Origin of the sequence: Pseudomonas grimontii (assembly GCF_007858185.1) — a bacterium.
Lineage (GTDB): Bacteria > Pseudomonadota > Gammaproteobacteria > Pseudomonadales > Pseudomonadaceae > Aquipseudomonas > Aquipseudomonas grimontii.
On record NZ_VFES01000035.1, the window covers coordinates 1 to 25,854 of the forward strand.

Here is a 25,854-nt window from a genome sequence, read left to right on the forward strand (position 1 = left end):
AACGAGGTCGGCAGCCTCGCGTTTGAATTCAGGGGAAAAGGTACGGCGTTGTTTGGTCATCTGACACCTCGTTCTGGCGAGCATTCTCGCCTAAATGGGTGTCCGGTTTCATTAGACCACTACATATACTTCTAAAACTGGTTCCCGTTAGCCGATCAAGAATTGGGATTCACTAATGAGTTACCTGGAAGAAGAAATAGATGATGCTTTCAGGAGCTTAGAAATAAGCTCTAGAAAACTTCAGACATACGAAACCACAGCATTAATAAATAACCTGACAAAAAAGTTCTTCACGTTCGAGAGCAGCTTCCTTGACCCCGTCGAACTAAACGAGAAAAATTCAGAGCACAACCCCAATTTCTGGAAGGAAATACAGTACCGCATTAACCAAAAAGACCTGATTTTGTTGGTACTTGATTCAACATACTCGGGCTGGGAAATCGACAATGCGCAGGATATAGCCTCTATCTTAGGTGAAACGACCGGATATCCGTTCTGGGTGACGGATAGCAAACTCACGTTTCTGGTACACATGGATGATCATGACTGCGTTATTTGGGCTTGAAGATGGTTTGCCACAACTGGCCTTCTATCACCGTCATAGCCAACCCCAATTCGCCCACCCGCCCACCCCCACCTAAACTCTCCCCATGTTATTTCAACGGACAGAGGGTTCACCATCATGGGCAAACGTCATCCCAATCTCCCCGCCTGGCAATGGCGTAACTACCCGCAAAACCATCAGCACCCGACCAACCTGGCGTTGCACCTGATTGCCGTGCCGCTGTTTATCATCGGGTTTCTGTTGATTGTGTCCGGAGTGTTCAGCCTGAGCCTGGCCAGTTTCGCCATTGGCGTAGTCGGCATCCTCGCCGGCCTGGCGTTGCAGCGTCATGGCCATAGCCTGGAAGCCGAGGCCGGTGAGCCGTTCAGTGATCGTAAAGACGCAGTACAGCGCCTGGTGGTCGAGCAGTTCCTGACATTCCCGCGCTTTGTGTTGAGCGGTGGCTGGTGGCGTGCCTGGCGGCTGCGCCACCGTCACTGACGATCAGGCGAAGACCACCACGGTCTGGCGGCTGAGGGCGATCAATGCGCCGGTTGGGCTCCACAGCGCGGCGGCGGCGTGACCGTAGCCGTCGCGCGCATGTTCAATGCTGACGTGGTACTGGCACCAGTCCAGGGTCGTCAGATTCTGCAACGGCTGGATAAATTCGATGGTCCAGGTCAGGGTGCTGCCCGGTGCGGGCTTTTTCAGGTGCGGCAGCAGCGCAGGTGGCCAGGCGTCGACCAGGGCGAGGATGTGCGCTTCGGTCAGCGGTTCCTCCTTCACATCCCCGCGCAAGCGAACCCAACCGCCCATCTCGCGGGATTTATTCCCGGTAAACGGCAAACCGCCAACGCTCCAGCGCATCGCCAAGTGGCGCATGAATTCAGGCGTGACGCCTTTGATATAGGGCAGTTCCTGGCATTCATCCCAGTGCTTGAACGTCGGCGGCGGTTCGCTCGCCACATCGATTTCCGACTCTCGGGATGCGCCAAAACTTGCCTGGACCAGCGTCGCCACTTCGCCGTTCTGCACGACGCGACCGAGCAACTGGCTGACCGCCTTGCCTTCACGCAACACTTCGACTTGATAACTGGCGGGTACATCGGGCGCGACCGGGCCAACGAAGGTGATCGCCAGCGAACGCAATGGGCGGTCCGTCGGCACCTCGGCGCGCAAGGCTTCGTATTGCAACGCAGCGACCAGGCCACCAAAGGACGCTCGGCCCTGAGCCCACTCGGCGGGAATGGTGATCTCCAGCGGGTTGCTACGGGCAGCGTCGAGTAAATCACTAAAGCGCATGGCGACCTCACATCAAAAAAAACGGATGTGCGATCTTAACCAGCGCGCAGCCAAGGTACAGCGCTTATTCCGGCCAAAAGCCGGACCGATTTAGAAACAATCCGCGCTGAGTTTGTCCAGCACGCGATCCGCCTGCCCTTCGGCGTTGGCCATGGTGCGATGCCATATCGCAACACAGGGCTGCAGATCGGCTTGATGTTCGGCCTGGGCCAACCATTGCCAGCAGTCATGCCAATCACCCAATGCCGCTTGGGCCTTTTTCAGGCGCGACATGGCCTTGGCGGGCAACTTATCCAACTGGGGGTAAGCCTCGGCGGCGTAGCGCACACGCTTGATCAGCAAGCGCAGACGGTGGCGGTCGTGGCTGGGATCCTTCAACGCCTGATCAAGTTTTTGCCATTGCTTGGCCAAGCGTTTCTCGATGCGCGTTCGCAAGCCGTGGAGCAATTTCTGGTGTTCAGAGGCACGGATAAAACGCGGGAATGCGTCAAGAATCAGCAGCAAATGCACGACTTCCGGGCTCTGCGCTACCTGGCGATAGGCTTCGGGTTGCAGGCGTAGACGCCGGTCAGCGGCCTCGTGATAACCATGCTGATGCAAATACGCCGCCAGCACCTCTCGGTCACGCAGCGGCGTCGTTAACTGGCCGACCGTGCTGGCGGCCAATTCGAGCTGTTCGACACCTGGCAGTCCGCGCAACGGGCGCAACAGGCTGCGCAGACGGCGCACAGTGGTGCGCAGGTCATGCAGGGCTTCATCGTCGGTGACGGCGGCAAGGCGAGCCTGGCAGCTCAGTAACCCTACTTCCAGGCCAATGACCTGAGCGACTAACTGATCGACCAAAGCTGACATTCCGCCCTCACTTTTCGATGAAAAATCCTACTCGACGCGAGGGATCAACGCCCGGCGCGCGACTCACGAATATAGAACCGTGCCTTCTCGGCTTTGTTGGAGCAGCCTTCAAACGCTTCAAACTGCTGCTGGGTCTTGGCGCCCGTCAATAAAGACAAAGCCTTGGAGTAGCTGACGGTGCCGGCAAAGCCTTCGGCCTTGGCCAGGTCGAGCTCTTTCCAGGCGGCATCCAATTGCGAGCCACAGCTGTCGCGGTATGCGGTTTTCCCGGCGCAACCCGCCAGGGCCAACATGATCACAGGCACACACATCCAGGCTTTCATCGATGACACCTCAAAATAAAGAAAAACAGTCGTACGGTGTAGACGTTGCCTACAAGAAAAAGTGCCTCTCCTTAGCCTGAAATCGGTAGTACCTATTGCCAGAGCATACCCGAGCCTGGGCGCTATTCTTGAAAAATATTACCAGGCACAACGAAGATTGAAGCCGCCCCTAAAATAGGTGCATTGTGGGCACCCGTTTATGAAGGACATCGACCATGAAGAAACGTGTTGCCTTGGTGTTGGGATCCGGCGGGGCCCGGGGCTACGCGCATATTGGGGTGATTGAGGAAATCGAACGGCGCGGTTACGACATCGCCTGTATCGCCGGTTGCTCCATGGGTGCCGTGGTGGGTGGGATCTACGCCGCGGGCAAACTGGACGAGTATCGAAACTGGATTGAAAGCCTCGACTACCTCGACGTGCTGCGCCTGGTGGACGTGAGTTTCCGCCTTGGGGCGATTCGCGGCGAAAAGGTCTTCGGGCAAATCCGCAAGATCGTCGGCGAGATCAATATCGAAGAGCTGCGCATCCCCTACACCGCCGTCGCCACCGACCTGACCAACCAACAGGAAATCTGGTTCCAGGAAGGCTGCCTGCACCAGGCCATGCGCGCCTCGGCGGCGATTCCCAGCCTGTTCACCCCGGTGATGCAAGGCAACCGCATGCTGGTGGACGGCGGCCTGCTCAACCCGCTGCCCATCGTGCCGGTGGTGTCGAGCCACTGTGACCTGATCATCGCGGTCAACCTCAACGCCACCAACCAGAAACACTACCATTTGCCAGTGATCCAGCGCCCGCCGGCGTTCAAGAGCCGCTTCAACAGCCTGGCGAAATCACTGGGTTCGCACCTGCCGTTTCGCCGCAAGCAGGCCGAGCAGCTAATGAAACTTGAGCAGGAAGCCTTGCAGGCCCAGGCGGCCGAGATCAATCCGTGGCTGGAGTCGGCCGAACCCGAATCCCAGCAGCCCGCCGCCGCCCCGGAAAAGCCTGGGGCACCGAAGTCGGCCACCGGCTCATTCATCATCGATAACGTCGGCCCGGCGTCATTGCTGGACCTGATCAACCAGAGCTTCGAGGTAATGCAGACCTCGCTGGCGCAGTACAAGATCGCGGGCTACCCGCCGGATGTGCTGATCAACGTGCCGAAGCGGGTGTGCCGGTTTTTCGAGTTCTATAAGGCGCCAGAGTTGATCGCGCTGGGCCGGGAAATAGCCAGCGACACACTGGATCGCTATGAGAGTGAGCAGCGCTGACAGCTGTCAGGCACTCAACAACCGATAACCCACCCCCGCCTCGGTCATGATAAAGCGTGGCTGGGTCGGATCATCCGCCAGCTTCTGGCGCAGATGCCCCACCACAATCCGCAGGTAGTGACTGTCTTCGGTGTGAGTCGGCCCCCAGATGTCCTTGAGCAGTTGCTGCTGGGTGATCACCCGTCCCGGATGCCGCGCCAGTTGTGCCAGCACCGCGTATTCCTTGCGGGTCAGCGCCACTTCGGCGCCGTCCAGCAGCACGCGGCGGTAGGCCAGGTCCACGGTCAACGAGCCAAACTGCAACGCCGCTTCCTGGGCTTCGCCCACCGGCGCCTGGCGCAACAAGGCACGCACGCGGGCCAGGAACTCCTGGATGCCGAAGGGCTTGGTGACATAATCATTGGCGCCACCGTCGAGGGCTTCGACCTTCTGCCCTTCGCTGGCCCGCACCGACAGCACCAGCACCGGCACCGTCGACCACTCACGAAACTCGCGCAATACCTGCTGGCCGTCCATGTCCGGCAGGCCGAGGTCGAGCACCAGCAAGTCGGGCTTGCTCAACGCCGCCTGGGCCAGGCCTTCGTTGCCGGTACCGGCCTCGATCACTTTGTAGCCCTGGGAGGCCAGGCTGATGCGCAGGAATTTGCGGATTTGCGGTTCGTCATCAATGACTAAAATCGTCGCGGTCTGGCTCATGGCGTCCAATCAACATCCGTAGAGAAAACAGGGTAGCTCACGCCTCGCCTTCCAGGCCAGGCTGTGTCGGCAATGGCAGGAACAAGGTGATACAGGTACCGCGCCCATCAATGCCATCGGTCACGCTGATATGCCCACCGTGGGCGCCAACCATGCCCTGGCAGATCGCCAGGCCCAGGCCGGTGCCCTGCCCGCCTCGATCACCGCGTGCGGCGGTGTAGAACATATCGAAGATCTTCGCCCGCTCATCCTCAGGAATGCCCGGCCCCTCATCCGCCACGGCGAAAAACAATTGGTTATCCGACACGCCGGCGCTCAGTTGCAATCGACCGTGGGGCGGTGAAAAGCGCGCGGCATTTTCCAGGACATTGACCAGAGCCTGTTCGATCAACGCGGCATGCACATAGAGCAACGGCAACTCCGTCGGCACGTCGGTGCTCACCTGCAGCGGCGACAGCACCGCGCGCAGACGCCCGAGCGCACTGCCGACGATGTCGCCAGGCGACACCCAGTCCCGCGCGAGCTTCAGCGCGCCATGGCCCAGTCGAGTCATGTCCAGCAGGTTCTGAATATAGCGATCCAGACGCTCGGCTTCATCGCGAGTGCCTTCGAGCAACTCGCGGCGATCCTCCAGAGGAATGGCTTCGCCGAGCGCCAGCAGGCTGTCGATACTGCCGCGCATGGAGGTCAACGGTGTGCGCAAATCGTGAGACACCGACGCAAGCAAGGCGCTGCGCAGTTGCTCGGTTTCGCCATACAAACGCGCGGACTCCAGCTCCTGGGCCAGCTGCGCGCGCGCCAGGGCCTGGGCCAGAGGCTGGCTCAAGGCGGTCAGCAGGCGACGCCGTTGGCCGCTCAATTCCAGGCCGGGTTTGGCACTGACGCCGAGCAACCCCAGCGGGCCTTCTTCACCCGACAACGGCCACCACCACCAGCGCCCAAACGGCAAGGTGCCGGTGCCCATGCCTGCCGGCTGGTCATGCTGCCAGGCCCAATCGGCCGCAGCTCGCTCGGCTTCGGTGAAGGTCAGCGGGCCGCCAGTCTCGACCTTCCAGCCGCCCTGGCCGTCGCGATTGACCAGGCACAGATCCAGGTCGCTCCAGCCTTCCAAGTGGTGGGCGGCGGCACTGATCACCGCCTGGCGGTCGGTGGCGGCGGTGAGTTTGCGCGACAGGTCGAGCAGCTCGCTGGTTTCTTCCTGGGTGTCGCGCAACGCCTGCAACTGGCGCCGCTGGCGCGCGGCAAGGTTGCCGGTCAGTGCCGCCATCAGCAGGAAGAACAACAGGGTCAGCACGTCTTCTTCACGCTGGATGGCAAAGGAAAATTTCGGCGGAATGAACAGAAAGTCATACGTCAGGAACGACAACGCCGCACACACCAGGGACGGACCCAAGCTGCTGCGCACCGCCACCAGCAACACGGCGGCGAGAAACACCAGCGAGATATTCGGCAACGGCAATACGCTGGACACGGCCCAGGCTACGCCGGCGGCGATGATGGTCGCCACCACGGCCAAGGCGTAATCGAACCACACCAACCCACGCACATCCGGCAAGCGTGGTGCCGTGGGAACGTCGTCACTGTCGAGGACATTGATTTCCAAGCCACGCGCATTACGCAACAAACGCGCCGCCAAGCCGCCACCGAACAAGCGACGCCGCCAGCCCATTCGCGACTGCCCTACCAACAGCAGGCTGGCGCGGCGTTCGGCGGCGTGCTGGATTAACGTCTTGGCCACCTCCCCCGCCCGCAGCAGCACCACTTCCCCACCCAGACGCTCGGCCAGTTGCTGGGCATTTTGCAGGCGCAGGCGTGCTTGCTCATCCCGCGCGCCGCCGTTATCGATATGCACCAGGCTCCACGGCAAGTGCCGGCGCTGGGCGACGCGACTGGCATGGCGCACCAGGCGCTCGGCTTGCGCGTCGCCACCCACGCCCACCAACAATCGACCGCGCACCGCCGGAGCCGCCTGGCCGAGCTGGCGATAGCCCTGGGCCAAATCGTCGTCAACATGGGCGGCGGCGGTCTGCATCGCCAGCTCGCGCAGGGCCATCAGGTTGGTCTGGGTAAAGAACGCATCGATGGCTGCGCGGGCCTGCTCCGGCACATACACCTTACCGTCGCGCAGGCGTTCGAGCAGTTCACGGGACGGCAGGTCGATCAGCAGCAGTTCGTCGGCTTCTTGCAGCACCCAATCCGGCAGGGTTTCGCGGACCTGCACCCCGGTGATGCCGCGGACCTGGTCATTCAGACTTTCCAGGTGCTGGACGTTGACCGTGGTAAACACGTTGATGCCGGCGGCGAGCAGTTCCTGGATGTCTTGCCAGCGCTTTTCGTGGCGGCTGCCGGGGGCGTTGCTGTGGGCCAGTTCGTCCACCAGCACCAGCTTGGGCTTGGCGGCGAGCAAGCCGTCGAGGTCCATTTCTTCGAGCATCACGCCACGGTATTCGCTGCGCAACAGCGGTTGTTGCGGCAAACCGCTGAGCAAGGCTTCGGTCTCGGCGCGGCCGTGGGTTTCGACCACCCCGGCGATCAGTTTGACGCCCTGGCGCAGTTGGGTGTGGGCAGCCTGGAGCATGGCGTAGGTCTTGCCCACACCCGGCGCGGCGCCGAGGAAAACTTTGAGCCGGCCACGGCCGTCCCGGGGTAGATCGGCTAACAGGGCATCGGCGCGGCCGGAGTCGCTCATGCAGGGGTTTCCTTCAATTGTTCAGACCCAGAGAAAATCCAATGTGGGAGGGGTCTTGCCCCCGATAGCGGTGGTTCAGTCGATACCTGTGTTGACTGACACTCTGCTATCGGGGGCAAGCCCCCTCCCACAGGGTTCAGAGTTTTTCCAGGGCCATGTTCAGCGCCAGCACATTCACCACAGGCGGCCCCACCAGCGGGCTTTCGATATGTTCATCCATCAACCGTTGCAGGGTCGACACCGGCACATTTCGCGCAGCAGCCACCCGTGCCAGTTGATAGGCAATCGCCTGGGGTGGCAAGTGTGGATCAAGACCGCTGCCGGAGGTAGTCAACGACGCCAAAGGCACCGGCCCCTGGCTGGGCACCAATTGCTTGTTCGCATCATCGAACACGCGGGTGGCCAAGGTCGGGTTGCTTGGAGCAAGGTTACTGGCGCTGCTGGAAACCGTCGCAAAGGCACCCGCCGAAGGGCGCGGATGGAACCAGCTGTCACCGGTAAAATCCTGGGCGATCAGACTGGAGCCACGCACCTTGCCGCTGGCATCGCGCACCAGGCTGCCGTTGGCCTGATCCGGGAAGGCGACTTGGGCGACACCGGTTACCACCAGTGGGTAGGCGACGCCGGTGATCAGAGTCATGAGCACCAGCAGGCTCAAGGCCGGGCGGATTATGTTGGACATTTCAAACTCCTCAATTCGGTCTTTGCAACCTGTGGGCACGGGGATGGTGCCCACAGGCATCGGGTCAAACCAGATGCAGCGCTGTCAGCAGCATGTCGATCGCCTTGATGCCCGCGAACGGCACCAGCAGCCCGCCCAGGCCATAGATCAACAGGTTGCGCCGCAGCAACGCCGCCGCACTCGCGGCCTGTACGCGTACACCGCGCAGCGCCAGGGGGATCAGCACGACGATGATCAGCGCGTTGAACACAATGGCCGAGAGAATCGCGCTCTGCGGGCTCTGCAAATGCATCACGTTGAGCACGCCCAACTGCGGGTAGATCGAGGCGAACAGCGCCGGCAGGATCGCGAAGTACTTGGCCACGTCGTTGGCGATGGAAAAGGTGGTCAACGCGCCGCGAGTCACCAGCAACTCCTTGCCGATCTGCACCACGTCCAGCAGCTTGGTGGGGTCGCTGTCGAGGTCGACCATGTTGGCGGCCTCGCGGGCGGCCTGGGTGCCGTCGTTCATCGCCATGCCGACGTCCGCCTGAGCCAGTGCCGGGGCGTCGTTGGCACCGTCGCCGCACATCGCCACCAAGCGGCCGTCGTTTTGCTCATGACGGATGCGCGCGAGTTTTTTCTCCGGGGTCGCTTCGGCCAGCACGTCATCCACACCGGCTTCGGCAGCAATCGCAGCGGCTGTCAGCGGGTTGTCACCGGTGACCATCACGGTGCGAATGCCCAGTTTGCGCAACTCGGCGAAACGTTCGCGGATACCGGGCTTGACCACGTCCTTCAAGTGGATTGCACCGAGCAATTTGCCGTCGGCACACACCAGTAATGGCGTGCCGCCGCTCTGGGCGATCTTGTCGATTTCCCGTGACAATGCCGGTTGCAGGTCGCCGCGTGGCTGGCCGATAAACGCCAGCAGCGAATCCACCGCGCCTTTGCGGAACACGCGGCCCTGGTAGTCGACACCGGACAAACGGGTTTCGGCACTGAATGGTACGGCGGTCAGCTCATCCAGGGATGGCTCGGCCTGCGGGTGCAGAGCCCGCAGGTATTCGACGATGGATTTGCCTTCTGCCGTGTCGTCCGCCAGGGACGCCAGCAGCGCGCCTTCGGCCAGGTCCTTGCCGCTGACACCCGGTGCCGCCACTACCGCCGAGCAGCGACGGTTACCAAAGGTGATGGTGCCGGTTTTGTCCAGCAGCAACACGTGCACGTCACCGGCCGCTTCCACGGCACGGCCGGATTTGGCGATCACATTGAGGCGCACTAGGCGGTCCATGCCGGCAATACCGATGGCCGACAACAAGCCGCCGATGGTAGTAGGAATCAGCGTCACCAGCAGTGCGACCAAAAACACCAGCGGCAAGCTGCCATTGGCGAAGTGGGCGAATGGTTGCAAGGTCACGACCACCAGCAGGAAGATCAGGGTCAGGCCGATCAGCAGAATATCCAGCGCGACTTCGTTGGGGGTTTTCTGACGCTTGGCGCCTTCGACCAGGGCAATCATGCGGTCCAGGGTGGACTCGCCGGGGTTGGCGGTGATGCGGATCATCAGCCAGTCCGACACCAGCCGCGTGTTGCCGGTGACGGCCGAGCGGTCGCCGCCGGACTCGCGGATCACCGGTGCGGATTCACCGGTGATCGCCGCTTCGTTGACCGCTGCGATGCCTTCGATGACCTCGCCGTCACCAGGGATCATTTCCCCGGCGGCGACACGTACCACATCACCTTTGCGCAGACTGGTGGCCGGCACGACCTTGAAGCTGCCATCGGCTTCCTTACGGCGCGCGCTCAGGCCTTCGCTGCCGGCCTTGAGGCTATCGGCGCGGGCCTTACCGCGCCCTTCGGCCAAGGCTTCGGCAAAGTTGGCGAACAGTACGGTGAACCACAGCCACATGGCGATTTGCACAGCCACATACGTCGGCACGGCGGTGTCGGGCACAAAACACAACACGGTGGTGAGGATGGCGGTCAGCTCGACCACCAGCATCACCGGCGAACGTTGCAGCTGGCGCGGGTCCAGCTTGACGAACGCCTGAACCAGCGCCGGGCGCCACAAGGCGGAGATGGCGGTTTTGGCGGGTTCCTGGGTTTTGACCGGGGCCGCGTTTTTTGCAGGCATATTCATTTTCATATCCCCTTTTTAGAAACCCATGCTCAAGTGTTCAGCGATAGGCCCCAGCGCCAGCGTCGGCAGGAAAGTCAGGCCGCCCACCAGCAAAATGGTCACGGTCAACAGGGTCACGAACAGCGGACCATGGGTCGGGAAGCTGTTCTGACCAATCGGTGCGGTCTTCTTCATCGCCAGGCTGCCGGCCAGGGCCAGTATCGGGAGGATGTAGCCGAAACGGCCGATCAACATGCCCAGGCCGAGCATCAGGTTATGGAACGGTGTGTTGGCACTGAGGCCCGCAAACGCCGAGCCGTTGTTGGCACCCGCCGAGGTGTAGGCATAGAGCAACTGGCTAAACCCGTGGGGGCCTGGGTTGCTGATGGCGCTGGCCGGCCCCGGCAGGCTGGCGGCGATGGCGCTGAGAACGAGCACGCCGACAGGCATCACCAACAGGGTCACGACCAGCAATTGCACTTCCTTGGCCTGTAGCTTCTTGCCCAAGTACTCCGGAGTGCGGCCGATCATCAGGCCGGCAAGGAACACCGCGATCAACACGTTGAGCAACATGCCGTACATACCGGCGCCGACACCGCCGAAGATCACTTCGCCCACCATCATGTTGACCAGCGCCACCATGCCACTAAGAGGGCTGAGGCTGTCTTGCATGCCGTTGACCGAACCGTTGGACGCCGCCGTAGTCGTGACCGACCACAACACCGTGCCGGTGGTACCGAAGCGCGCCTCCTTACCTTCCAGCGGTGCGGTTTGCTCCACGGCGGGGTTGTTCAGGGTCGGGTTGGGCTGGTATTCGGACCACAGCGAAGTCGCGCCGCCGATCAGGAACAGCGCCAGCATGCACCCCAGGATGGCGCGGCTCTGACGCAGGTCTTTCACGTAGTGGCCAAAGGTGAATACCAATGCCGCCGGGATCAGGATGATCGATGCCACTTCAAACAGGTTGGCCCAGGCCGTCGGGTCTTCGAACGGATGCGCCGAGTTGACCCCGAAGAAGCCCCCGCCGTTGGTGCCCAACTGCTTGATCGCAATCTGGCTGGCCGCCGGGCCCAGGGGGATGACTTGGTCCACACCCTGCATCGTCACGGCATCGACGTAGTGCGCGAAGGTTTGTGGCACGCCCTGCCACACCAGGAACAACGCCAGCACCAGGCACAACGGCAACAGGCCGTAGAGGGTGGCGCGGGTCATGTCGACCCAGAAGTTACCCAGCGTCTTGGTGGATTTGCGACCGATCCCACGGCACAGCGCGACCAGGACGGCCAAGCCGGTAGCCGCACTGACGAAGTTCTGCACCGTCAGGCCGGCCATCTGGCTGAGGTAGCTCAGGGACGCCTCACCGCTGTAGGACTGCCAGTTGGTGTTGGTCATGAAGCTGACCGCCGTATTGAAGGCCAACGTCCATTCCTGCCCCGGCAATTTCTGCGGGTTCAGTGGGAGATAGTCCTGGAACAGCAGGATCGCGAACAACAGCAAAAAACCCGCGAGGTTGAACGCGAGCAAGGCCAGCATGTATTTCTGCCAGCTTTGCTCCTGCTCCTGATCCACCCCGGCGACGCGATAACACACGCGCTCGACCGGGCCCAGCACCGGGCTGAGCCAGGTACGCTGGCCTTCCATTACCTTGTAATAGAACCGCCCCAGGAACGGCGCCGGTACCAGTACCACGGCAAAGAAGGCAATGATCAGCCAATAGTCATAACTGTGCATGGCCAGCTCCTAGTTCCGATCCGCGCGTAACAGCGCAACCAGCAGATAAATGAACAGCGCCACGGCCAATAGCAGTGACACCCCGTCCAGAACGCTCATGGAAGTCTCTCCGTTTAGCGGCGAGTGCCGCGTGTGGGGCAATTGTCGGCAGGAGTGGCGTAAAGGAACGAGAGCGACGGGGTGGGCGGGGCGTAAAGATGGCGTAAAGAGTGGGTTTATGCGGGGTTTACACTGCGGGTTTCCAGCGTCTGGGCGGGCGCTATCGGGAGCAAGCCCCCTCCCACACTTGACCGAGTTGTCATGCCGAGCGCCAGTCAACCTGTGGGAGGGGGCTTGCTCCCGATAGCGTCGGCACCGTCACCGCCGCACCTATCTGGTGCGACGCCGGCAAATTTCAAACGCCAAACCGTCCCCCACACGACAGTTGCGCCGCTTTACGACAATGATTCTCAGGCTGGCATGGCCGCTGCAACACCTTGAATCATTCCAAACCGTTCAGGGAGCGCAGCACGATGAACACACAACTCAAACCCACCTTGGGCACCCTGCATTTATGGGGCATTGCCGTCGGGCTGGTGATTTCCGGGGAATACTTCGGCTGGAGCTACGGCTGGGGCGTGGCCGGGACCTTGGGCTTCCTGGTGACCTCGTTGATGGTCGCCGCGATGTACACCTGCTTTATCTTCAGTTTCACCGAGCTGACTACCGCCATTCCTCACGCAGGCGGGCCGTTTGCGTACAGTCGTCGCGCCTTTGGTGAGAAAGGCGGCTTGATCGCGGGCCTCGCCACACTGATTGAGTTTGTCTTCGCTCCGCCTGCCATCGCCTTGGCTATCGGCGCCTATCTGAATGTGCAGTTCCCGGCCCTGGACCCCAAACACGCGGCCGTCGGTGCCTACATCGTCTTCATGGGCCTGAACATTCTTGGCGTGAAACTCGCCGCCACCTTCGAATTGGTGGTGTGCGTGCTCGCCGTCGCTGAATTGCTGGTGTTCATGGGGGTGGTCGCGCCCGCGTTCAGCTTCAGCAACTTTGCCTTGAATGGCTGGGCCGGTTCCGACACCTTCGGCGCCCCGGCGATTGCCGGGATGTTCGCGGCGATTCCGTTTGCCATCTGGTTCTTCCTGGCCATCGAAGGCGCGGCCATGGCGGCCGAAGAAGCGAAAGATCCGAAACGCACCATTCCAAAGGCCTACATCAGCGGCATCCTGACCCTGGTGATCCTGGCCATGGGCGTGATGTTCTTCGCCGGTGGCGTCGGCGACTGGCGCACCCTGTCGAACATCAACGATCCGCTGCCGCAGGCGATGAAAACCGTGGTGGGCGACAGCTCCGGCTGGCTGCACATGCTGGTATGGATCGGCCTGTTCGGCCTGGTGGCGAGCTTCCACGGCATTATCCTGGGCTATTCGCGCCAGTTCTTCGCCCTGGCCCGCGCTGGTTACCTGCCATCTTTCCTCGCCAAATTGTCGCGCTTTCAGACACCACACCGGGCAATCATCGCTGGCGGCGTGGTCGGCATCGCCGCCATTTACAGCGACGGCCTGATCAACCTCGGTGGGATGACCCTGACCGCGGCGATGATCACCATGGCGGTGTTCGGCGCCATCGTGATGTACATCATGAGCATGCTCAGCCTGTTCAAACTGCGTAAGACCGAACCGCTGCTGGAACGTACCTTCCGCGCGCCGGGTTATCCGATCGTGCCCGGCATTGCGTTGGTGCTGGCTGTGGTGTGCCTGGTGGCCATGGCGTGGTTCAACACGCTGATCGGGCTGATCTTCCTCGGCTTTATGGCAGTAGGTTTCATCTACTTCCAAATGACCGCGCAGGACCGTGCCGATGCACCGGCAGATGCAATGTTGACCGGGCTCTAAGGTTTCGAGGCAGAACGGGCCTACACTGAACTACTCAGAAAGCCCGTAACTCAAAGTAGTTATTACCGTGGGAAAATTCTCCCACGGCAATCTGCCTCAAGGAGAGCGTTATGCCGTGGTATGCGTGGTTGATTATGGTAGTTGCGATCGGGTCGATCGTCGGAGGGCTGATGATGCTGCGTGACAGCGCCAACAAGGTGGAGCTCACCGACGAACAACTCAAACGCGTGGCCGAGCGCAACGCCCAGGCGGACTCCAAGGACGCGCAGGACCGCTAGGACCGTTTACTCCCAATCCGCCTTGGCAATCTGCAAACCGTGCTGCCCCTTATAGGCAGCACGCTGCGGCTGGCTCCAGCCGTTCAGCAACTCATCTTCCAACCGGTAAATCTCCACTCCCAGCGGACGGCACACCGTCAGCGGGTCCTGTGCATCCGGCCCCCACATCGGCAGCGACAAATCCCCGCCCGGGCACGTCGACAGCGCGCAGAGCAAATCAATCTCGGCAAAGAACTCCAGGTAATCGCCCTTCTGCGCCGGGCAGGCTTTCATGAAGTACATGCCGTCATGATTGAGCCCGGTGCACTGGAAAATATTCAGCACGTCATGCACGTCGAATTCCGTCAGACCGTGGGGTAAAACCGCGCGGGTCAGGTTCGAGTGGCAATGGTGGTGGAAGTCCTCGCCCGTGAGCATGCGGTTCACATAAGGATCGCAGCGCGTGCCGAGCAGATCGTGCAGGCGGCCACCGTGCTCATCAATGCCGTAACTGGCCAGGCTGTCATCAGTGATGGTCACAAGAGGGCGCAGAAACGGCAGGTTCGACCACAGCCGATCATGGGTGCTCACATGGGCGCCCTGCAGTTGGCGCGTGCGCGCCGCCCACAGGCGTTCACGGGGATCGTTGGCGTTCCACACGTTAAAGTCCCCCACCTGCGGGCCCACCGGCGTGGTGACACGAAACACATGCCCGGCGGGCACCTTCCACGCCCTGCCCGTACGAATCGGCACTTCAAACTGCTCGATCAGCGTGCGTTGATCCGTGTTGTTGCGAATCCGTTCATAGAACGCTGTGTCGACCTGCAGCGCCGAGCCTTTGCTGACCTGATAAGCGGCCGGATAGTCTTTGTACATGATGCAGATCCTCGATTAGGGATGATTAAACAGGGCCAACGACAGGCGTTCCGAATCATCCAGGTACAGGCTCATCGCCTCCCCTGCCGCCGGTTTGTCCTGCTTGACCAGCAATTGATAAAGCTCACGATCACGCTCCAACCAGGGCGACTGGAACCGTTGTTCATCGGGCGCGGCACAGAACACCAGACGCAGTTGGGCGATGACCTGGGCGAAAAACTCATCGAACAAAGGGCTGCGCATCAACCCGACAATGTGCTGATGAAACAGCAAACTGTGGGTGGCCACGGCGCGCCAATCCTCGCGCTCACGGGCCAGGGTGGTGGCGTCGATAGCGTTTTGCATGCGTTCGGATTGATCGTGCGTCAAGGCGCTGCTTTGGGCGATGGCCTGCAGCTCCAGAGTGCGGCGGACTACAAACAGGTCACAGACTTCCTCCCGCTCCAACCGCCGGACCATAACGCCCTTGTTGCGCACATAACGGGTCAACCCCTCCTGCCCCAGACGGTGCAACGCTTCGCGAATCGTATTACGCGACGCACTGTAGGCCCTGACCAGATCCACCTCGACCAATGCCATGCCCGGCAATAACCGCCCGCCAATAATGTCGGCACGCAGTTCCAGGGCAATCTGATCGGCTAAAGACAAACTGAGCGTCATGACCACCTCACGATTGTTGAACAATCCTCCGTCTAGACGTAATCACATTTCATGCCAACGCCCTAAACGCCGACGAAAGTGTAAAAAAGCTCAAGTTGGTTAAAATGCCAGCCTGCAACCGAGGCTGCCCTATGCGTTATTCACAAAACCACAAAGCCCAGACCCACCAACGCATCATCAAGGAAGCGTCTGCACGCTTTCGCCGCGACGGCATCGACGCCACCGGCCTGCAGCCACTGATGAAAGCACTGAACCTGACCCACGGCGGCTTTTACGCGCATTTTAAATCCAAGGGCGAATTGGTCGAGACAGCCCTACAGGCGGCGGCTGCAGACCTGAATGCCCATTGCGACATGCTGTTCAGCCAGGAGCAGCCGCTGGGCGCGTTTATCGACAGTTACCTGTCGGAATGGCACCTGACCTCCCCGGACCAGGGCTGCCCGTTGCCAACGATGTGTTCAGAACTGGGGCTGAGAGGCCAACCCAGTGCGACAACGGACCAAGTGCTCGACGCAAGGCTCAAGCAAATAGAAACGGCATTGGGAGAGGGGCGTTGCGATGCAGACAGCCTGGTGATGATGTCGACACTGGTGGGCGCCCTGGTGCTGGCCAGGAGTGTTGAAGACCCTCAATCGGCGAGACGGATCATGGACGTCGTGCGCGAAAGCCTGAAAACGCAAAACCCGGAGGATAAAAAGGCCGATCAATGACCGGCCTCTCGGGTGGATCAGTTGATGGCCAGCCTATCGCGATTCTTCTCCAGCAACGCCTTGCCGATACCCTTCACTTCCAACAACTCATCCACCGCCGTGAACGGACCATTGCTTTCGCGATAAGCGACGATCGCCTTGGCTTTAGCGGCACCGATACCGAACAAGTCACGACGCAGGGTTTCGGCGTCGGCGGCGTTCAGGTTGACCTTGGCGGATTGCTCGGCCTGGGTCATCTGGGCGGTGATAGGGGTTGGGGCTTCAGGTTTGATGGAGGGAGCTGCGGTGGTGGTGACGGAGAGGGTGGTGAGGAAGGCGAAGATTAGGGAGGTGAGGTAGGTGTTTTGCATTGTGACGCTCCATGACATCGTTGAGAGAAAAGCAGCTTTTCCGAAGCTGCTTTTCAAACTTAGGTGATGTTGGGAGTTCGTCAAAAATGCTTGAGTAACAGAGTGTTAAATCATGGCTCCAGACGACGCTGCTGGTAGATCCAGTCGACGATTTCGCCGTCTGGGGTGTAGCCACTGACGGTGTCGCGCAGAAGTTGGCGAACGCGGGTGTAGTCGTCTTGGTCCACGGCGGCCAGCAGTTCTTTCAGCTTGGCCTTGAGAGGCTCCCAAGCGAGGTGATCTTCATTGGCACTCATGATCATCGGGTGTTGGGTGCCGACGACGTTGTCACCAATCAGTAGCTCCTCGTAAAGTTTTTCACCGGGGCGCAGGCCAGAGAACTCTATTGCGATGTCACCCTGCGGGTTACTGTCCGAACGAAGGCTCAAACCCGAGAGATGAATCATCTTTTCCGCGAGCTCGACAATCTTCACTGGCTCGCCCATGTCCAGGACGAAAACGTCCCCCCCAAGGCCCATTGAGCCAGCCTGGATGACCAACTGAGCCGCTTCCGGGATCGTCATGAAATAGCGAGTGATCTTAGGGTGTGTAACCGTCAGCGGACCGCCAGATTTGATCTGTTTGTGAAACAGAGGAATTACTGACCCGGAGGATCCCAGCACATTACCGAAGCGGACCATAGTGAAGCGTGTTTTGTTAACGTGCGAAACATTGGACCTGTCGCCAAACAGGACCGGTGCTACTTCACGACTGAGTGCCTGCAGAGTCAACTCTGCCAGGCGCTTAGTACTCCCCATAACATTGGTCGGCCGTACCGCCTTGTCGGTGGAGATCAGCACAAAGTTTGCAACACCGGATTGAAGCGCTGCCTGGGCAGTATTCAACGTGCCTAAGACATTATTCAGGACACCTTCGGCAATGTTGTGTTCGACCATGGGCACATGTTTGTAGGCCGCGGCGTGATAGAGCGTATTGACTTTCCAAGTTTTCATTACATCCAACAGCTTTCCGGGGTCACGTACCGATCCCAGGATTGGCAGCAGCTTTATTGGTAAAGACTCACGAGTAACACGTTGCTCCAGTTCCGAGAGAATACTGTAAAGGTTGAATTCACTGTGATCGAACAGGATCAGCGAGGTTGGACGCAGCAATAATATCTGCCGGCACAACTCGGACCCGATGGAGCCTCCCGCCCCCGTGACAAGAACGCTTTGGCCCTTGATACAGTGCTCCAGCAACTCATCCTGAGCCGGAACCGCGTCACGTCCAAGCAAGTCTGCAATATCGACCTCTTGAATATCGTCCACCTTGACTCGCCCGCTGGCCAAGTCCATGAACCCAGGGACGCTGCGCACATGAAGCGGAAAACCCTCCAGGAAGCTGAGGATTTCGCGCCGACGCCCACGATTGGAGGAGGGGATTGCCAGAAGTATCTCTTGGGCCCCCGTGGCCTCGATCATCCGTTGGATATTTCTGGGCTTATAGACCTGCAGTCCTGAAATAACACGATCAGTAATACTCGAATCGTCATCGATAAACGCAACCGGGCGCATGACACGGCCCATGCGCAGCGCGGCGACCAATTGATTACCTGCGGAGCCTGCTCCATAGATGGCAACACGCAGCAAACCATCTTCCCGGTTGGCAAATGGCATGTGCTGAGATGCTGAAAACCAGTCTCCCAGAAAAAATTGACGCATGGCCAAGCGCAAGCCGCCGACCATGATCATGCTGAGCCACCAGTAGTTAAAGATAATTGAACGCGGCACTACATGCTGATGATTGCTGTACCAATACACCAGGACTCCCAAAACCAGAGACGAGAGGCTGGCTGCCTTAATGATGGCTATCAATGCGTCGTTACCAAAATAACGCATTACTGCACGGTACATGCCGAAGCGGATGAACAAAGGAATGGCAACCACAGGCGCTGCCAGGAATAGCCAGAAGTGATAGATCAACGGATTGATCATGTCTTCTGTTCCCAATCTCACGATGAAAGCCAGCCAAAGCGCAGCCCAAAGAACTACGACGTCAGCAGCTACCTGAATCAGTCGTTTCTTTCGTCTAGGCAACCCCAGCAGCATTGCCCGAAACTTGTCCATCACCCCTTCGTCCACTCAAACCGCTCCTGATGTCATCATGCCAACTATCATTCTAAGTCCCTAAGTCGATCCTGGCTCAAAAATCTTCCTGGGTCGCCTTGATTTCCCTTTCAGGTTTCCCCGCACCCAGCTTGATGGCCAGCAGCACGAGTGGCGCATATGCGAGCGCTACACAAGAAAAACCGTCCAGCTGAAACAGCACGATTGACAACGCAATGGGCAGCAGCCAAAACACATTGATAGCTACTACCGCCAGTGTCACGGGAAGATGTTTGCCAAAGTGGCGGGATGCATACTGATAGGCGTGGGTTCTATGCGCCACATAGAACTTCTCGCCCAGCGAAACTCGCCGAATCAGCGTGAAGGTCGCATCGACCACAAATACACCCAACAATACCAGCCATGCCCATAACAGATTGGAGGACGCCCAACCTGCCTGAACGGAGAGAACCCCCAGCGTCATGCCAAGAAAGCCACTACCTGCGTCTCCCATGAAAATCCGGGCCGGCGGGAAATTCCAAAATAAAAACCCTGAAACAGCCATTGACAATACTAGCGGCAACCAAATCAGTTGCTCAAACCCCATTACCCAATACAGCAGAATTGCGCCAAGACAGGCGCAAATCGCTTCGACGCTCGCAATTCCATCAACACCGTCCATGAAATTGTATAAGTTGAGCATCCATACCAAATATACGGCGCCCACTACATAACCGACCCACTCACTGCCAACGGGCATGCCAAAGATATGAAGCGGTGGTAAACCACCGAGCCAGAACAATGCCCAGGCAGCGGCGGAAAAATGTCCGGCTAGGCGGCAGCGTACGGAAACCGGATGGTGGTCATCAAAAAAACCAACAATGGCCACCAGGATACCTGCCCCCCCTATTCCCATGAGGTCCGCAGTCGATATCAACTGCGCATAGGCCAAACTAGGCAAAGCCAAGAGGAAGGCAAGCACAATGGCAACACCGCCAGCCCTGGGAGTCGGAATGATGTGTGAGCTTCTGGCACCAGGCACATCAATGAGAGATCGCGAGACAGCATAGCGGCGCATTATCCCTGTAAACATGAATGAGATCACTGCAACGACGAGAGTAAGACACCAGAACATCATCTGTTTCCATATAAAAATAGAGAAGTACTACCATCGCTTGTTATCGAGCCAACTCACCAATAGTAGAAAGACACTCCAATATCACCTCCAGTTCCCCCTAATGTCCTATAGAAAGTATTGCGGTGGTGAAATAAAAAACCACCATAGAGATATTTACCCACTGCACCATCCAGAAGTTCGTGTTTCATCAGGCGTTTCGAGAAAAAATGAGCATTAAACGCAAATTTTTCATCGCATTGACCCAGTGGCGGCCATATGCATGTACTTGCGTTACTCTCAGATTTAGATGAAACGTAGGGGGGATTCGCATTATCCAACAGTTGATCCGCTTTGCAGGGGCTCAGCAAACTACGTAACCCCAAGAATACGCCCATGCCGAGCAGACCATTCAGGAAACGGACTGGTCAGCGATCTCCTGCACGCTTTTTAACAGATCAAACGCCTTGTGCCTCAAGCATGACTTCGGCCAATACCTGGCAGGTCTTGTCGATCTCCTGGGGTGTGAGCGCCGGATGCACCATGAACATCAAGCTCGTATCTCCCAACTGTCTTGCAATCGGTAGACGCTCCGAAGGGCGCCATGGCGTACCATCGAAAGCCTTTTCCAGATAGACCTCCGAACAGGAACCAGAGAAACAAGGAACGCCACGAGCAACAATCTCGTTAAGAATACGGTCACGCGACCAATCGGGCTTGAGCAATTGAGGCTCGACAAATACGTAGCATTTATAGGCCGCATGCACGTATGCCTGCGTGATATCTGGAACTCTCACCCCCCTCAACTGCTCAGCCGCAGACCAGATTCTATGAGCATTGCTTAATCGAGCCTCATGCCAGCCCGGCATCCGCCGCAATTGAATACGGCCCAGTGCGCCTTGGACTTCCAACATGCGCCAGTTTGTCCCGAAACTGTCGTGCACCCAACGAAAACCGGGGGCGTGCTGGCGTTCATAGACGGCCTCCCAGCTTTTGCCATGATCTTTGTAAGCCCACATATCCAACCACAAATTGCGATCATTGGTCGTTACCATTCCACCTTCACCCCCGGTGGTCATTATCTTGTCCTGGCAAAAGGACCATGCACCGACATGGCCAATGGAACCGACCGAACGGCCCTTGTACTGCGCACCATGGGCCTGGGCACAATCCTCGATCACCTTGAGGTCATGCTCCTGCGCCAGAGCCATGATTGGATCCATATCACAGGCCAATCCTGCAAGGTGGACACAAACAATCGCTCGGGTGCGCGGCGTCAATACTGCGGCGATCGTCTGAGCTGTAATATTCTGCGAATCGGGGTCTACGTCCGCAAACACGGGGGCAGCACCGGCATTGATAATGCTGGACACCGAGGCAAGGAACGTCCGAGGGGTCACGATGACTTCATCCCCCGCACCGATCCTCAATGCCTTGAAAGCCAGGTCCAAAGCTACGGTTCCGTTCGCCAGCGCGATAGCGTGTTGGGTGCCGATCCAGGCAGCAAACTCTTTCTCGAATTCGCGACACTCTTGCCCGGTCCAATAATTGACTTTGTTGGACAAAATGACGTCGCGTACCGCGTTGGCCTCTTCTTCGGAAAAAGAAGGCCAAGGAGAAAAAGGGGAGTTCAACACAGTCCAGACCCTACCAATTTAAAAATCTTATAAAAATAAATGTCTGCATAGATGTCACTACTTACCAGCAGCTCACCCGCGAACACGCTACAGATACAGCTAATCGCAGCTACCCCTGCGACGAGACCGACGTCAGTGCTGAAATCAATCTCTTCAGTGAATACACCCTCTGATAAAGCTCTCCTCAGCTGTTATTCCCGGTAAATTTAGACATTGTGGCCTCCCCCTCCGCGCTGATGCCCTCTTTGACGACCACTTTCTTCATCGTCATGAGAATAATCTTCAGGTCCAGACGAAAGGAACGGTTATCGACATACCAGACGTCCAGCTTGAATTTCTCATCCCAACTGAGCGCATTTCGCCCATTAACCTGCGCCCAGCCAGTCACCCCTGGGCGAGTATGATGGCGACGGTTTTGTTCTGCGCTATAAAGTGGAAGATATTCCACCAGTAAAGGCCGCGGCCCTACCAGACTCATATCCCCCTTAAGCACATTCCATAGCTCCGGAAGCTCATCCAGGCTGCTTGCCCGAAGGAAGCTGCCGAACGCTGTCATTCGCTCCGAGTCAGCCAAAGGATTACCCTCACCATCGAGCGCGTCACGCATCGTTCGAAATTTGATCATCTCAAAAGGCCTGCCGGCCAGGCCCGGGCGGATTTGTCTAAACAGAACCGGTGAGCCAAGTTTTTTCCGAATGTTCCAAGCGACTACGGCAATGACCGGGGCGAGGAGAATGAGGGCGCACAAAGAAGCCATGATATCGAAGAACCGTTTAAACATTTGCTGACCTAAATGTTGACTATAAAACGCGTGAACTCATTGCCGCTATGGGACCTGCGCCAGAGGCGACTGCTAGGGATCAAGGCCTGCGCATTAATGAACTACTGACGACTGTAGACGGCGACACCGCCAGCTAAACGCACAGAGTCCCCGAAAGACAACATCATCCCGAAGAAAAAGTCCAGCTCATGGTGCCTGCAATGATAAAATTAGATTCGATCCCAAAATTTTCATTTTACCAACGCGACCTCAAACAGAGCGCTTGCCAAGTACGGACGTAGTTATACCACCCCTTCAGGCATCGCCTCAGACAAAAGATCTGAAAATGGACTCACAAAAGAGACGAAACCTTGACAATCATAATTTTGCCAACCAAGCAATGAATGGAGTTCCCAAACATACATATTATGCCCGTAAGTATGCAATCAACTCGTTTTACTTGCCAGAAACGCTCCATCCAGTATCATTCTCCCCTCTGCGAATCAGACTGATTTAACAGCACGTCCATCCAAGTGCGCCGTAGCCTAGGCCTGCATTGGGTACGGGCAGGTAACTGAGAAAAAGATTTTTCGGTGCGCCAGAGACCAAGACACGCTTCTCGATCCAGACCATTGCCCCATGCAAACCGGTACGTTGAGAAAATTCCGTATACGGTACGGGGAGTCCGAATTGAATAGCTTGCTAAAGAAATCCCTCGCACTGTACTCAGCCAACGGCCTGAACTTTTTACTTAATATCCTGATCATTCCGATCCTTGTTCATTTTATTGGCTTTCGAGGCTACGGTTTTTATTCGGTTTACATCATCCTCTCCAGCACACTGCTGTTTCTAGATTCAGCACTCTCTAAATCCGCTGTTGCCGCTATCTATTCTGGCGGGCAAGATCAACGTGCCCAGTTCGTCAGCGCTTGCAGGGTCGGCTATATTGCGACAGGGGTCCTACTATTGCTGGCAATACCTATGATAGCCAAGGGCACCTCCATCCTGTTTCCACTGCAGACCGATCACCTCAACTTAGCGTACTGGATTGGCGTCGCGGCAGTCGCTGAATACGTATTTGCCCTGCCTGGCCAGTATTTCCAAATGCTGAATGTGTTGCAAGCCCGGCATTTTGCTTACGCACAATACCAACTGTGCATCCAACTGAGTCGTTTTGTCACAGTTGCTGCTGTCGCTGCAACCACCCAACAGATCGAGTGGGTGCTTGCCGCCGTTGTATTGAGGAAAATTCCTGACTACTTGATCCTATGGCTGTTCTGGCGCAATCAAATGTCGGAGCAGCGCACGCCAGTCGAGTGGCCCCTTGTGGCTATGCTTTATCGTCACGCGTCACCAATCATCGGAGTGGCACTTCTGCAGGTGCTCGCGACCGAGTTCATTTCTATCTATATCAGCCATGCCTATGGAGCCGAAACGCTGGGCAAGTACAGGTCCGTTTACGATGTACTGAACAAGATCTGGTTCGTTGCCACACTCTATCCCGTGTTGGTATACCCGAAAATATGCGAATGGCTGGCCGATAACGAAAAAAGAGCATGGCTCAGCAAAAAGATCTCCAGCCTGAACCTGACAAGCGCACTGATTTACGGTGCCGTCACGGCCGCTGGGCTTGCACTCTACCCGCTGCTGAGCCAGTGGTTACCGGCCTTGAGTGCGGCAGCGCCGTTTGCTGCAGGGCTGCTTGCCGGAATTTGTATGTCCGGTCATGTCCGGCTCGGTTATGAGTTTTTGCAAGCACAGAAGGATGCAGGCACGGCATTACTCATTAACCTGGTCTCACTGGGCGCTGGTGCCGCTACACTGCTCGCGTTTGACACAAATAACGCAAGAGAAATAGGGTGGGCGTGGTTCATATCTCAACTGCTAGCCGTGTTTTTTGTCGACATTCGCAACGGGATACTATTGTCGTCCCCACTTCGAAAATCACTTATCGGATTATTGCCATGGTTAGGAGTAGGCGCGGCAGTTTTAATCACCACCTCCACCGATAGAATGGCAGGCGTAACCACCTCACTGGTCCTACTGGCTATTTTCATGAGCAGCCTAGCTTTTTTGGCAAGGCGTTTGCGTGACCCGAGGCAGTAAAAATGCTCAAGTTGAATCTCATATCCGTCGGCGCAGCACTTATAGTCTTTGCCTCTGTAGCTACGGCGCTGCGCTTCGCAAACCTACCCTTTGGCGTTGGCGAGATCGCCGTAGCGCTGTTATTTTTGTGGTCGCTGCGTTACAGACAAGCACTGCAGTATCTCACGCACCCAATCATGCTCTTCTGGATTGCCTTCATCGTGATCGCTGGGTTAGCGGCATGGATTAGCCCCCTTAAAGGCGGCAGCTCCGTCCATACAGCCATAGCGTATGTGTATGCGGCTTGCTGCTCACTCGTTGCGCTGGCCTGTATCGGACAAGCTTCGCAGTCGGACCTCAACCGGTTAATCAAGGCCCTGATCATAGTACCGATCGCATTACTCGCTTTTCCGTTCTTTTGTTTTGTAACCCAAGCTAGCGGCCTCGCAGAAACCCTCGGGATCGTCTCCTACTCCGTGCCACGTCTTTCCGGATGGTCCGTAAACCCCAATCAACTCGCCATGTTTCTGCTGCCGCTTCCTATCTGGCTCATGGCGATCAACCGTGAAGCTGACTGGAGAGGCGCAAGCCTGCTTGGCAACTTCCTGCTTCTGTGGGTCATTTTTCTCTTTGGAATAAGCGTACGCAGCGACGCACTGTTAATCTCCTGGTGCGCGGGCTTGCTTACCCTCACACTCATCGCTTACGTCTGGCAGAAACCCTTCAAGTGGAAGATGTTCGCCGCGCTGGTTGCAGCTTTTTTCCTGGCATTCGGTACATTCAAATTCATGGCCGACGGACCCGGCCGGGAGTACTTGTCGGGCACCGCGAAGTCGGACTCCGTATTCGGTGTCGGCTTTGACAAAAACAAGGCCGGCGTCCGCAAGACATTGCGCAACAATGCCACTGTCGCTTGGCTCGAATCACCAATTATAGGGAATGGCCCAGGTGCCTACTCCTATCTGGATGATCCGGAAGTCAAGCAAGAAGCACACAACCTCGCTCTCGACATACTGACCCAGACCGGACTTGCAGGTGCACTACTGTTCGGCGCGCTGTATCTGTGGCTGATCATCAGGGCGTACCAAGCCAGAGACCCTTACTCGCTCGTCATACTGATTGTTTTAATGATTTTTTCGGGAGCCCACTTCATGCTCCGGCAACCGACATTCAGCCTCTACATGATCATTTGCGCGATGGCCGTCAGGAACGGCTGCTTCACGACGCCGCGCGAGAAAAATCAACCCATTTGATTACAACGAGATTGCTCC

The 25,854-nt window shown here is 57.9% G+C and carries 24 protein-coding genes; 8 read left to right on the top strand and 16 right to left on the bottom strand.

Annotation, left to right across the window (positions count from 1 at the left end):
- Positions 1 to 175 precede the first annotated feature (175 nt).
- Complete coding sequence (locus tag FIV39_RS31020) at positions 176 to 565, top strand: hypothetical protein (RefSeq protein WP_090407360.1); 390 nt, start codon at positions 176 to 178, stop codon at positions 563 to 565.
- Between the two features lie 117 nt (positions 566 to 682).
- Positions 683 to 1,045: an Mpo1-like protein gene (locus FIV39_RS31025; protein ID WP_027604139.1), complete on the top strand. Its 363-nt coding sequence runs from the start codon at positions 683 to 685 to the stop codon at positions 1,043 to 1,045.
- 3 nt (positions 1,046 to 1,048) lie between these two features.
- On the opposite strand, the gene FIV39_RS31030 is transcribed toward FIV39_RS31025, so the two are convergent.
- From FIV39_RS31030 to FIV39_RS31040, 3 genes are all read right to left on the bottom strand, one after another.
- A complete protein-coding gene (locus FIV39_RS31030) occupies positions 1,049 to 1,846 on the bottom strand; it encodes an acyl-CoA thioesterase (protein WP_090407363.1) in 798 nt (265 codons plus the stop codon).
- 90 nt (positions 1,847 to 1,936) lie between these two features.
- Positions 1,937 to 2,698 carry a CHAD domain-containing protein gene (locus FIV39_RS31035; protein ID WP_090407365.1) on the bottom strand — a complete coding sequence of 254 codons (762 nt, stop codon included), beginning with the start codon at positions 2,696 to 2,698 and terminating at the stop codon, positions 1,937 to 1,939.
- A 44-nt stretch (positions 2,699 to 2,742) separates the two neighbouring features.
- Positions 2,743 to 3,021: a hypothetical protein gene (locus tag FIV39_RS31040; RefSeq protein ID WP_003172685.1), complete on the bottom strand. Its 279-nt coding sequence runs from the start codon at positions 3,019 to 3,021 to the stop codon at positions 2,743 to 2,745.
- Positions 3,022 to 3,236: 215 nt separating this feature from the next.
- On the opposite strand from FIV39_RS31040, the gene FIV39_RS31045 reads away from it, so the two are divergent.
- Complete coding sequence (locus FIV39_RS31045; protein WP_003172684.1) at positions 3,237 to 4,274, top strand: patatin-like phospholipase family protein; 1,038 nt, start codon at positions 3,237 to 3,239, stop codon at positions 4,272 to 4,274.
- 6 nt (positions 4,275 to 4,280) lie between these two features.
- On the opposite strand, the gene FIV39_RS31050 is transcribed toward FIV39_RS31045, so the two are convergent.
- From FIV39_RS31050 to kdpF, 6 genes are all read right to left on the bottom strand, one after another.
- Positions 4,281 to 4,970: a response regulator gene (locus tag FIV39_RS31050; protein WP_090410100.1), complete on the bottom strand. Its 690-nt coding sequence runs from the start codon at positions 4,968 to 4,970 to the stop codon at positions 4,281 to 4,283.
- Positions 4,971 to 5,007: 37 nt separating this feature from the next.
- Positions 5,008 to 7,659, bottom strand: a complete 2,652-nt coding sequence (locus tag FIV39_RS31055) for a sensor histidine kinase (protein ID WP_146371685.1) — start codon at positions 7,657 to 7,659, stop codon at positions 5,008 to 5,010.
- Between the two features lie 136 nt (positions 7,660 to 7,795).
- On the bottom strand, positions 7,796 to 8,341 hold the full coding sequence (gene kdpC / locus FIV39_RS31060; RefSeq protein ID WP_090407371.1) for a potassium-transporting ATPase subunit KdpC: 546 nt from the start codon (positions 8,339 to 8,341) through the stop codon (positions 7,796 to 7,798).
- Between the two features lie 64 nt (positions 8,342 to 8,405).
- Positions 8,406 to 10,463: a potassium-transporting ATPase subunit KdpB gene (gene kdpB, locus FIV39_RS31065; RefSeq protein WP_186731572.1), complete on the bottom strand. Its 2,058-nt coding sequence runs from the start codon at positions 10,461 to 10,463 to the stop codon at positions 8,406 to 8,408.
- 15 nt (positions 10,464 to 10,478) lie between these two features.
- The gene (gene kdpA / locus FIV39_RS31070) at positions 10,479 to 12,173 is read right to left on the bottom strand and encodes a potassium-transporting ATPase subunit KdpA (RefSeq protein ID WP_090407377.1); all 1,695 of its coding nucleotides are present in this window, start codon (positions 12,171 to 12,173) and stop codon (positions 10,479 to 10,481) included.
- A 9-nt stretch (positions 12,174 to 12,182) separates the two neighbouring features.
- On the bottom strand, positions 12,183 to 12,272 hold the full coding sequence (gene kdpF, locus FIV39_RS31075) for a K(+)-transporting ATPase subunit F (RefSeq protein WP_003218754.1): 90 nt from the start codon (positions 12,270 to 12,272) through the stop codon (positions 12,183 to 12,185).
- Between the two features lie 413 nt (positions 12,273 to 12,685).
- On the opposite strand from kdpF, the gene eat reads away from it, so the two are divergent.
- Positions 12,686 to 14,050 carry an ethanolamine permease gene (gene eat / locus FIV39_RS31080; RefSeq protein ID WP_053132546.1) on the top strand — a complete coding sequence of 455 codons (1,365 nt, stop codon included), beginning with the start codon at positions 12,686 to 12,688 and terminating at the stop codon, positions 14,048 to 14,050.
- A 110-nt stretch (positions 14,051 to 14,160) separates the two neighbouring features.
- Positions 14,161 to 14,328: a DUF2897 family protein gene (locus tag FIV39_RS31085; protein WP_090407380.1), complete on the top strand. Its 168-nt coding sequence runs from the start codon at positions 14,161 to 14,163 to the stop codon at positions 14,326 to 14,328.
- Between the two features lie 6 nt (positions 14,329 to 14,334).
- On the opposite strand, the gene FIV39_RS31090 is transcribed toward FIV39_RS31085, so the two are convergent.
- Together FIV39_RS31090 and FIV39_RS31095 are read right to left on the bottom strand one after the other, a co-directional pair.
- Positions 14,335 to 15,183, bottom strand: a complete 849-nt coding sequence (locus FIV39_RS31090; protein ID WP_090407383.1) for an urea carboxylase-associated family protein — start codon at positions 15,181 to 15,183, stop codon at positions 14,335 to 14,337.
- Positions 15,184 to 15,198: 15 nt separating this feature from the next.
- Complete coding sequence (locus tag FIV39_RS31095) at positions 15,199 to 15,843, bottom strand: GntR family transcriptional regulator (protein ID WP_090410102.1); 645 nt, start codon at positions 15,841 to 15,843, stop codon at positions 15,199 to 15,201.
- A 131-nt stretch (positions 15,844 to 15,974) separates the two neighbouring features.
- On the opposite strand from FIV39_RS31095, the gene FIV39_RS31100 reads away from it, so the two are divergent.
- Positions 15,975 to 16,553, top strand: a complete 579-nt coding sequence (locus FIV39_RS31100) for a TetR/AcrR family transcriptional regulator (protein ID WP_090407386.1) — start codon at positions 15,975 to 15,977, stop codon at positions 16,551 to 16,553.
- 17 nt (positions 16,554 to 16,570) lie between these two features.
- Here FIV39_RS31100 and FIV39_RS31105 read toward each other — a convergent pair whose 3' ends face one another.
- The 5 genes from FIV39_RS31105 to FIV39_RS31125 form a co-directional block, all read right to left on the bottom strand.
- Complete coding sequence (locus tag FIV39_RS31105) at positions 16,571 to 16,903, bottom strand: ComEA family DNA-binding protein (protein ID WP_090407389.1); 333 nt, start codon at positions 16,901 to 16,903, stop codon at positions 16,571 to 16,573.
- A 110-nt stretch (positions 16,904 to 17,013) separates the two neighbouring features.
- Positions 17,014 to 19,008: a polysaccharide biosynthesis protein gene (locus FIV39_RS31110; RefSeq protein WP_090410104.1), complete on the bottom strand. Its 1,995-nt coding sequence runs from the start codon at positions 19,006 to 19,008 to the stop codon at positions 17,014 to 17,016.
- A 76-nt stretch (positions 19,009 to 19,084) separates the two neighbouring features.
- The gene (locus FIV39_RS31115; RefSeq protein ID WP_090407392.1) at positions 19,085 to 20,125 is read right to left on the bottom strand and encodes an MraY family glycosyltransferase; all 1,041 of its coding nucleotides are present in this window, start codon (positions 20,123 to 20,125) and stop codon (positions 19,085 to 19,087) included.
- Positions 20,126 to 20,559: 434 nt separating this feature from the next.
- A complete protein-coding gene (locus FIV39_RS31120) occupies positions 20,560 to 21,738 on the bottom strand; it encodes a DegT/DnrJ/EryC1/StrS family aminotransferase (protein WP_090407395.1) in 1,179 nt (392 codons plus the stop codon).
- A 184-nt stretch (positions 21,739 to 21,922) separates the two neighbouring features.
- On the bottom strand, positions 21,923 to 22,519 hold the full coding sequence (locus FIV39_RS31125) for a sugar transferase (RefSeq protein ID WP_090407398.1): 597 nt from the start codon (positions 22,517 to 22,519) through the stop codon (positions 21,923 to 21,925).
- Between the two features lie 669 nt (positions 22,520 to 23,188).
- On the opposite strand from FIV39_RS31125, the gene FIV39_RS31130 reads away from it, so the two are divergent.
- Both FIV39_RS31130 and FIV39_RS31135 read left to right on the top strand, forming a co-directional pair.
- Positions 23,189 to 24,604 carry an oligosaccharide flippase family protein gene (locus FIV39_RS31130; RefSeq protein WP_159440135.1) on the top strand — a complete coding sequence of 472 codons (1,416 nt, stop codon included), beginning with the start codon at positions 23,189 to 23,191 and terminating at the stop codon, positions 24,602 to 24,604.
- A 2-nt stretch (positions 24,605 to 24,606) separates the two neighbouring features.
- On the top strand, positions 24,607 to 25,836 hold the full coding sequence (locus FIV39_RS31135; protein ID WP_090407404.1) for an O-antigen ligase family protein: 1,230 nt from the start codon (positions 24,607 to 24,609) through the stop codon (positions 25,834 to 25,836).
- Positions 25,837 to 25,854: the final 18 nt, after the last annotated feature.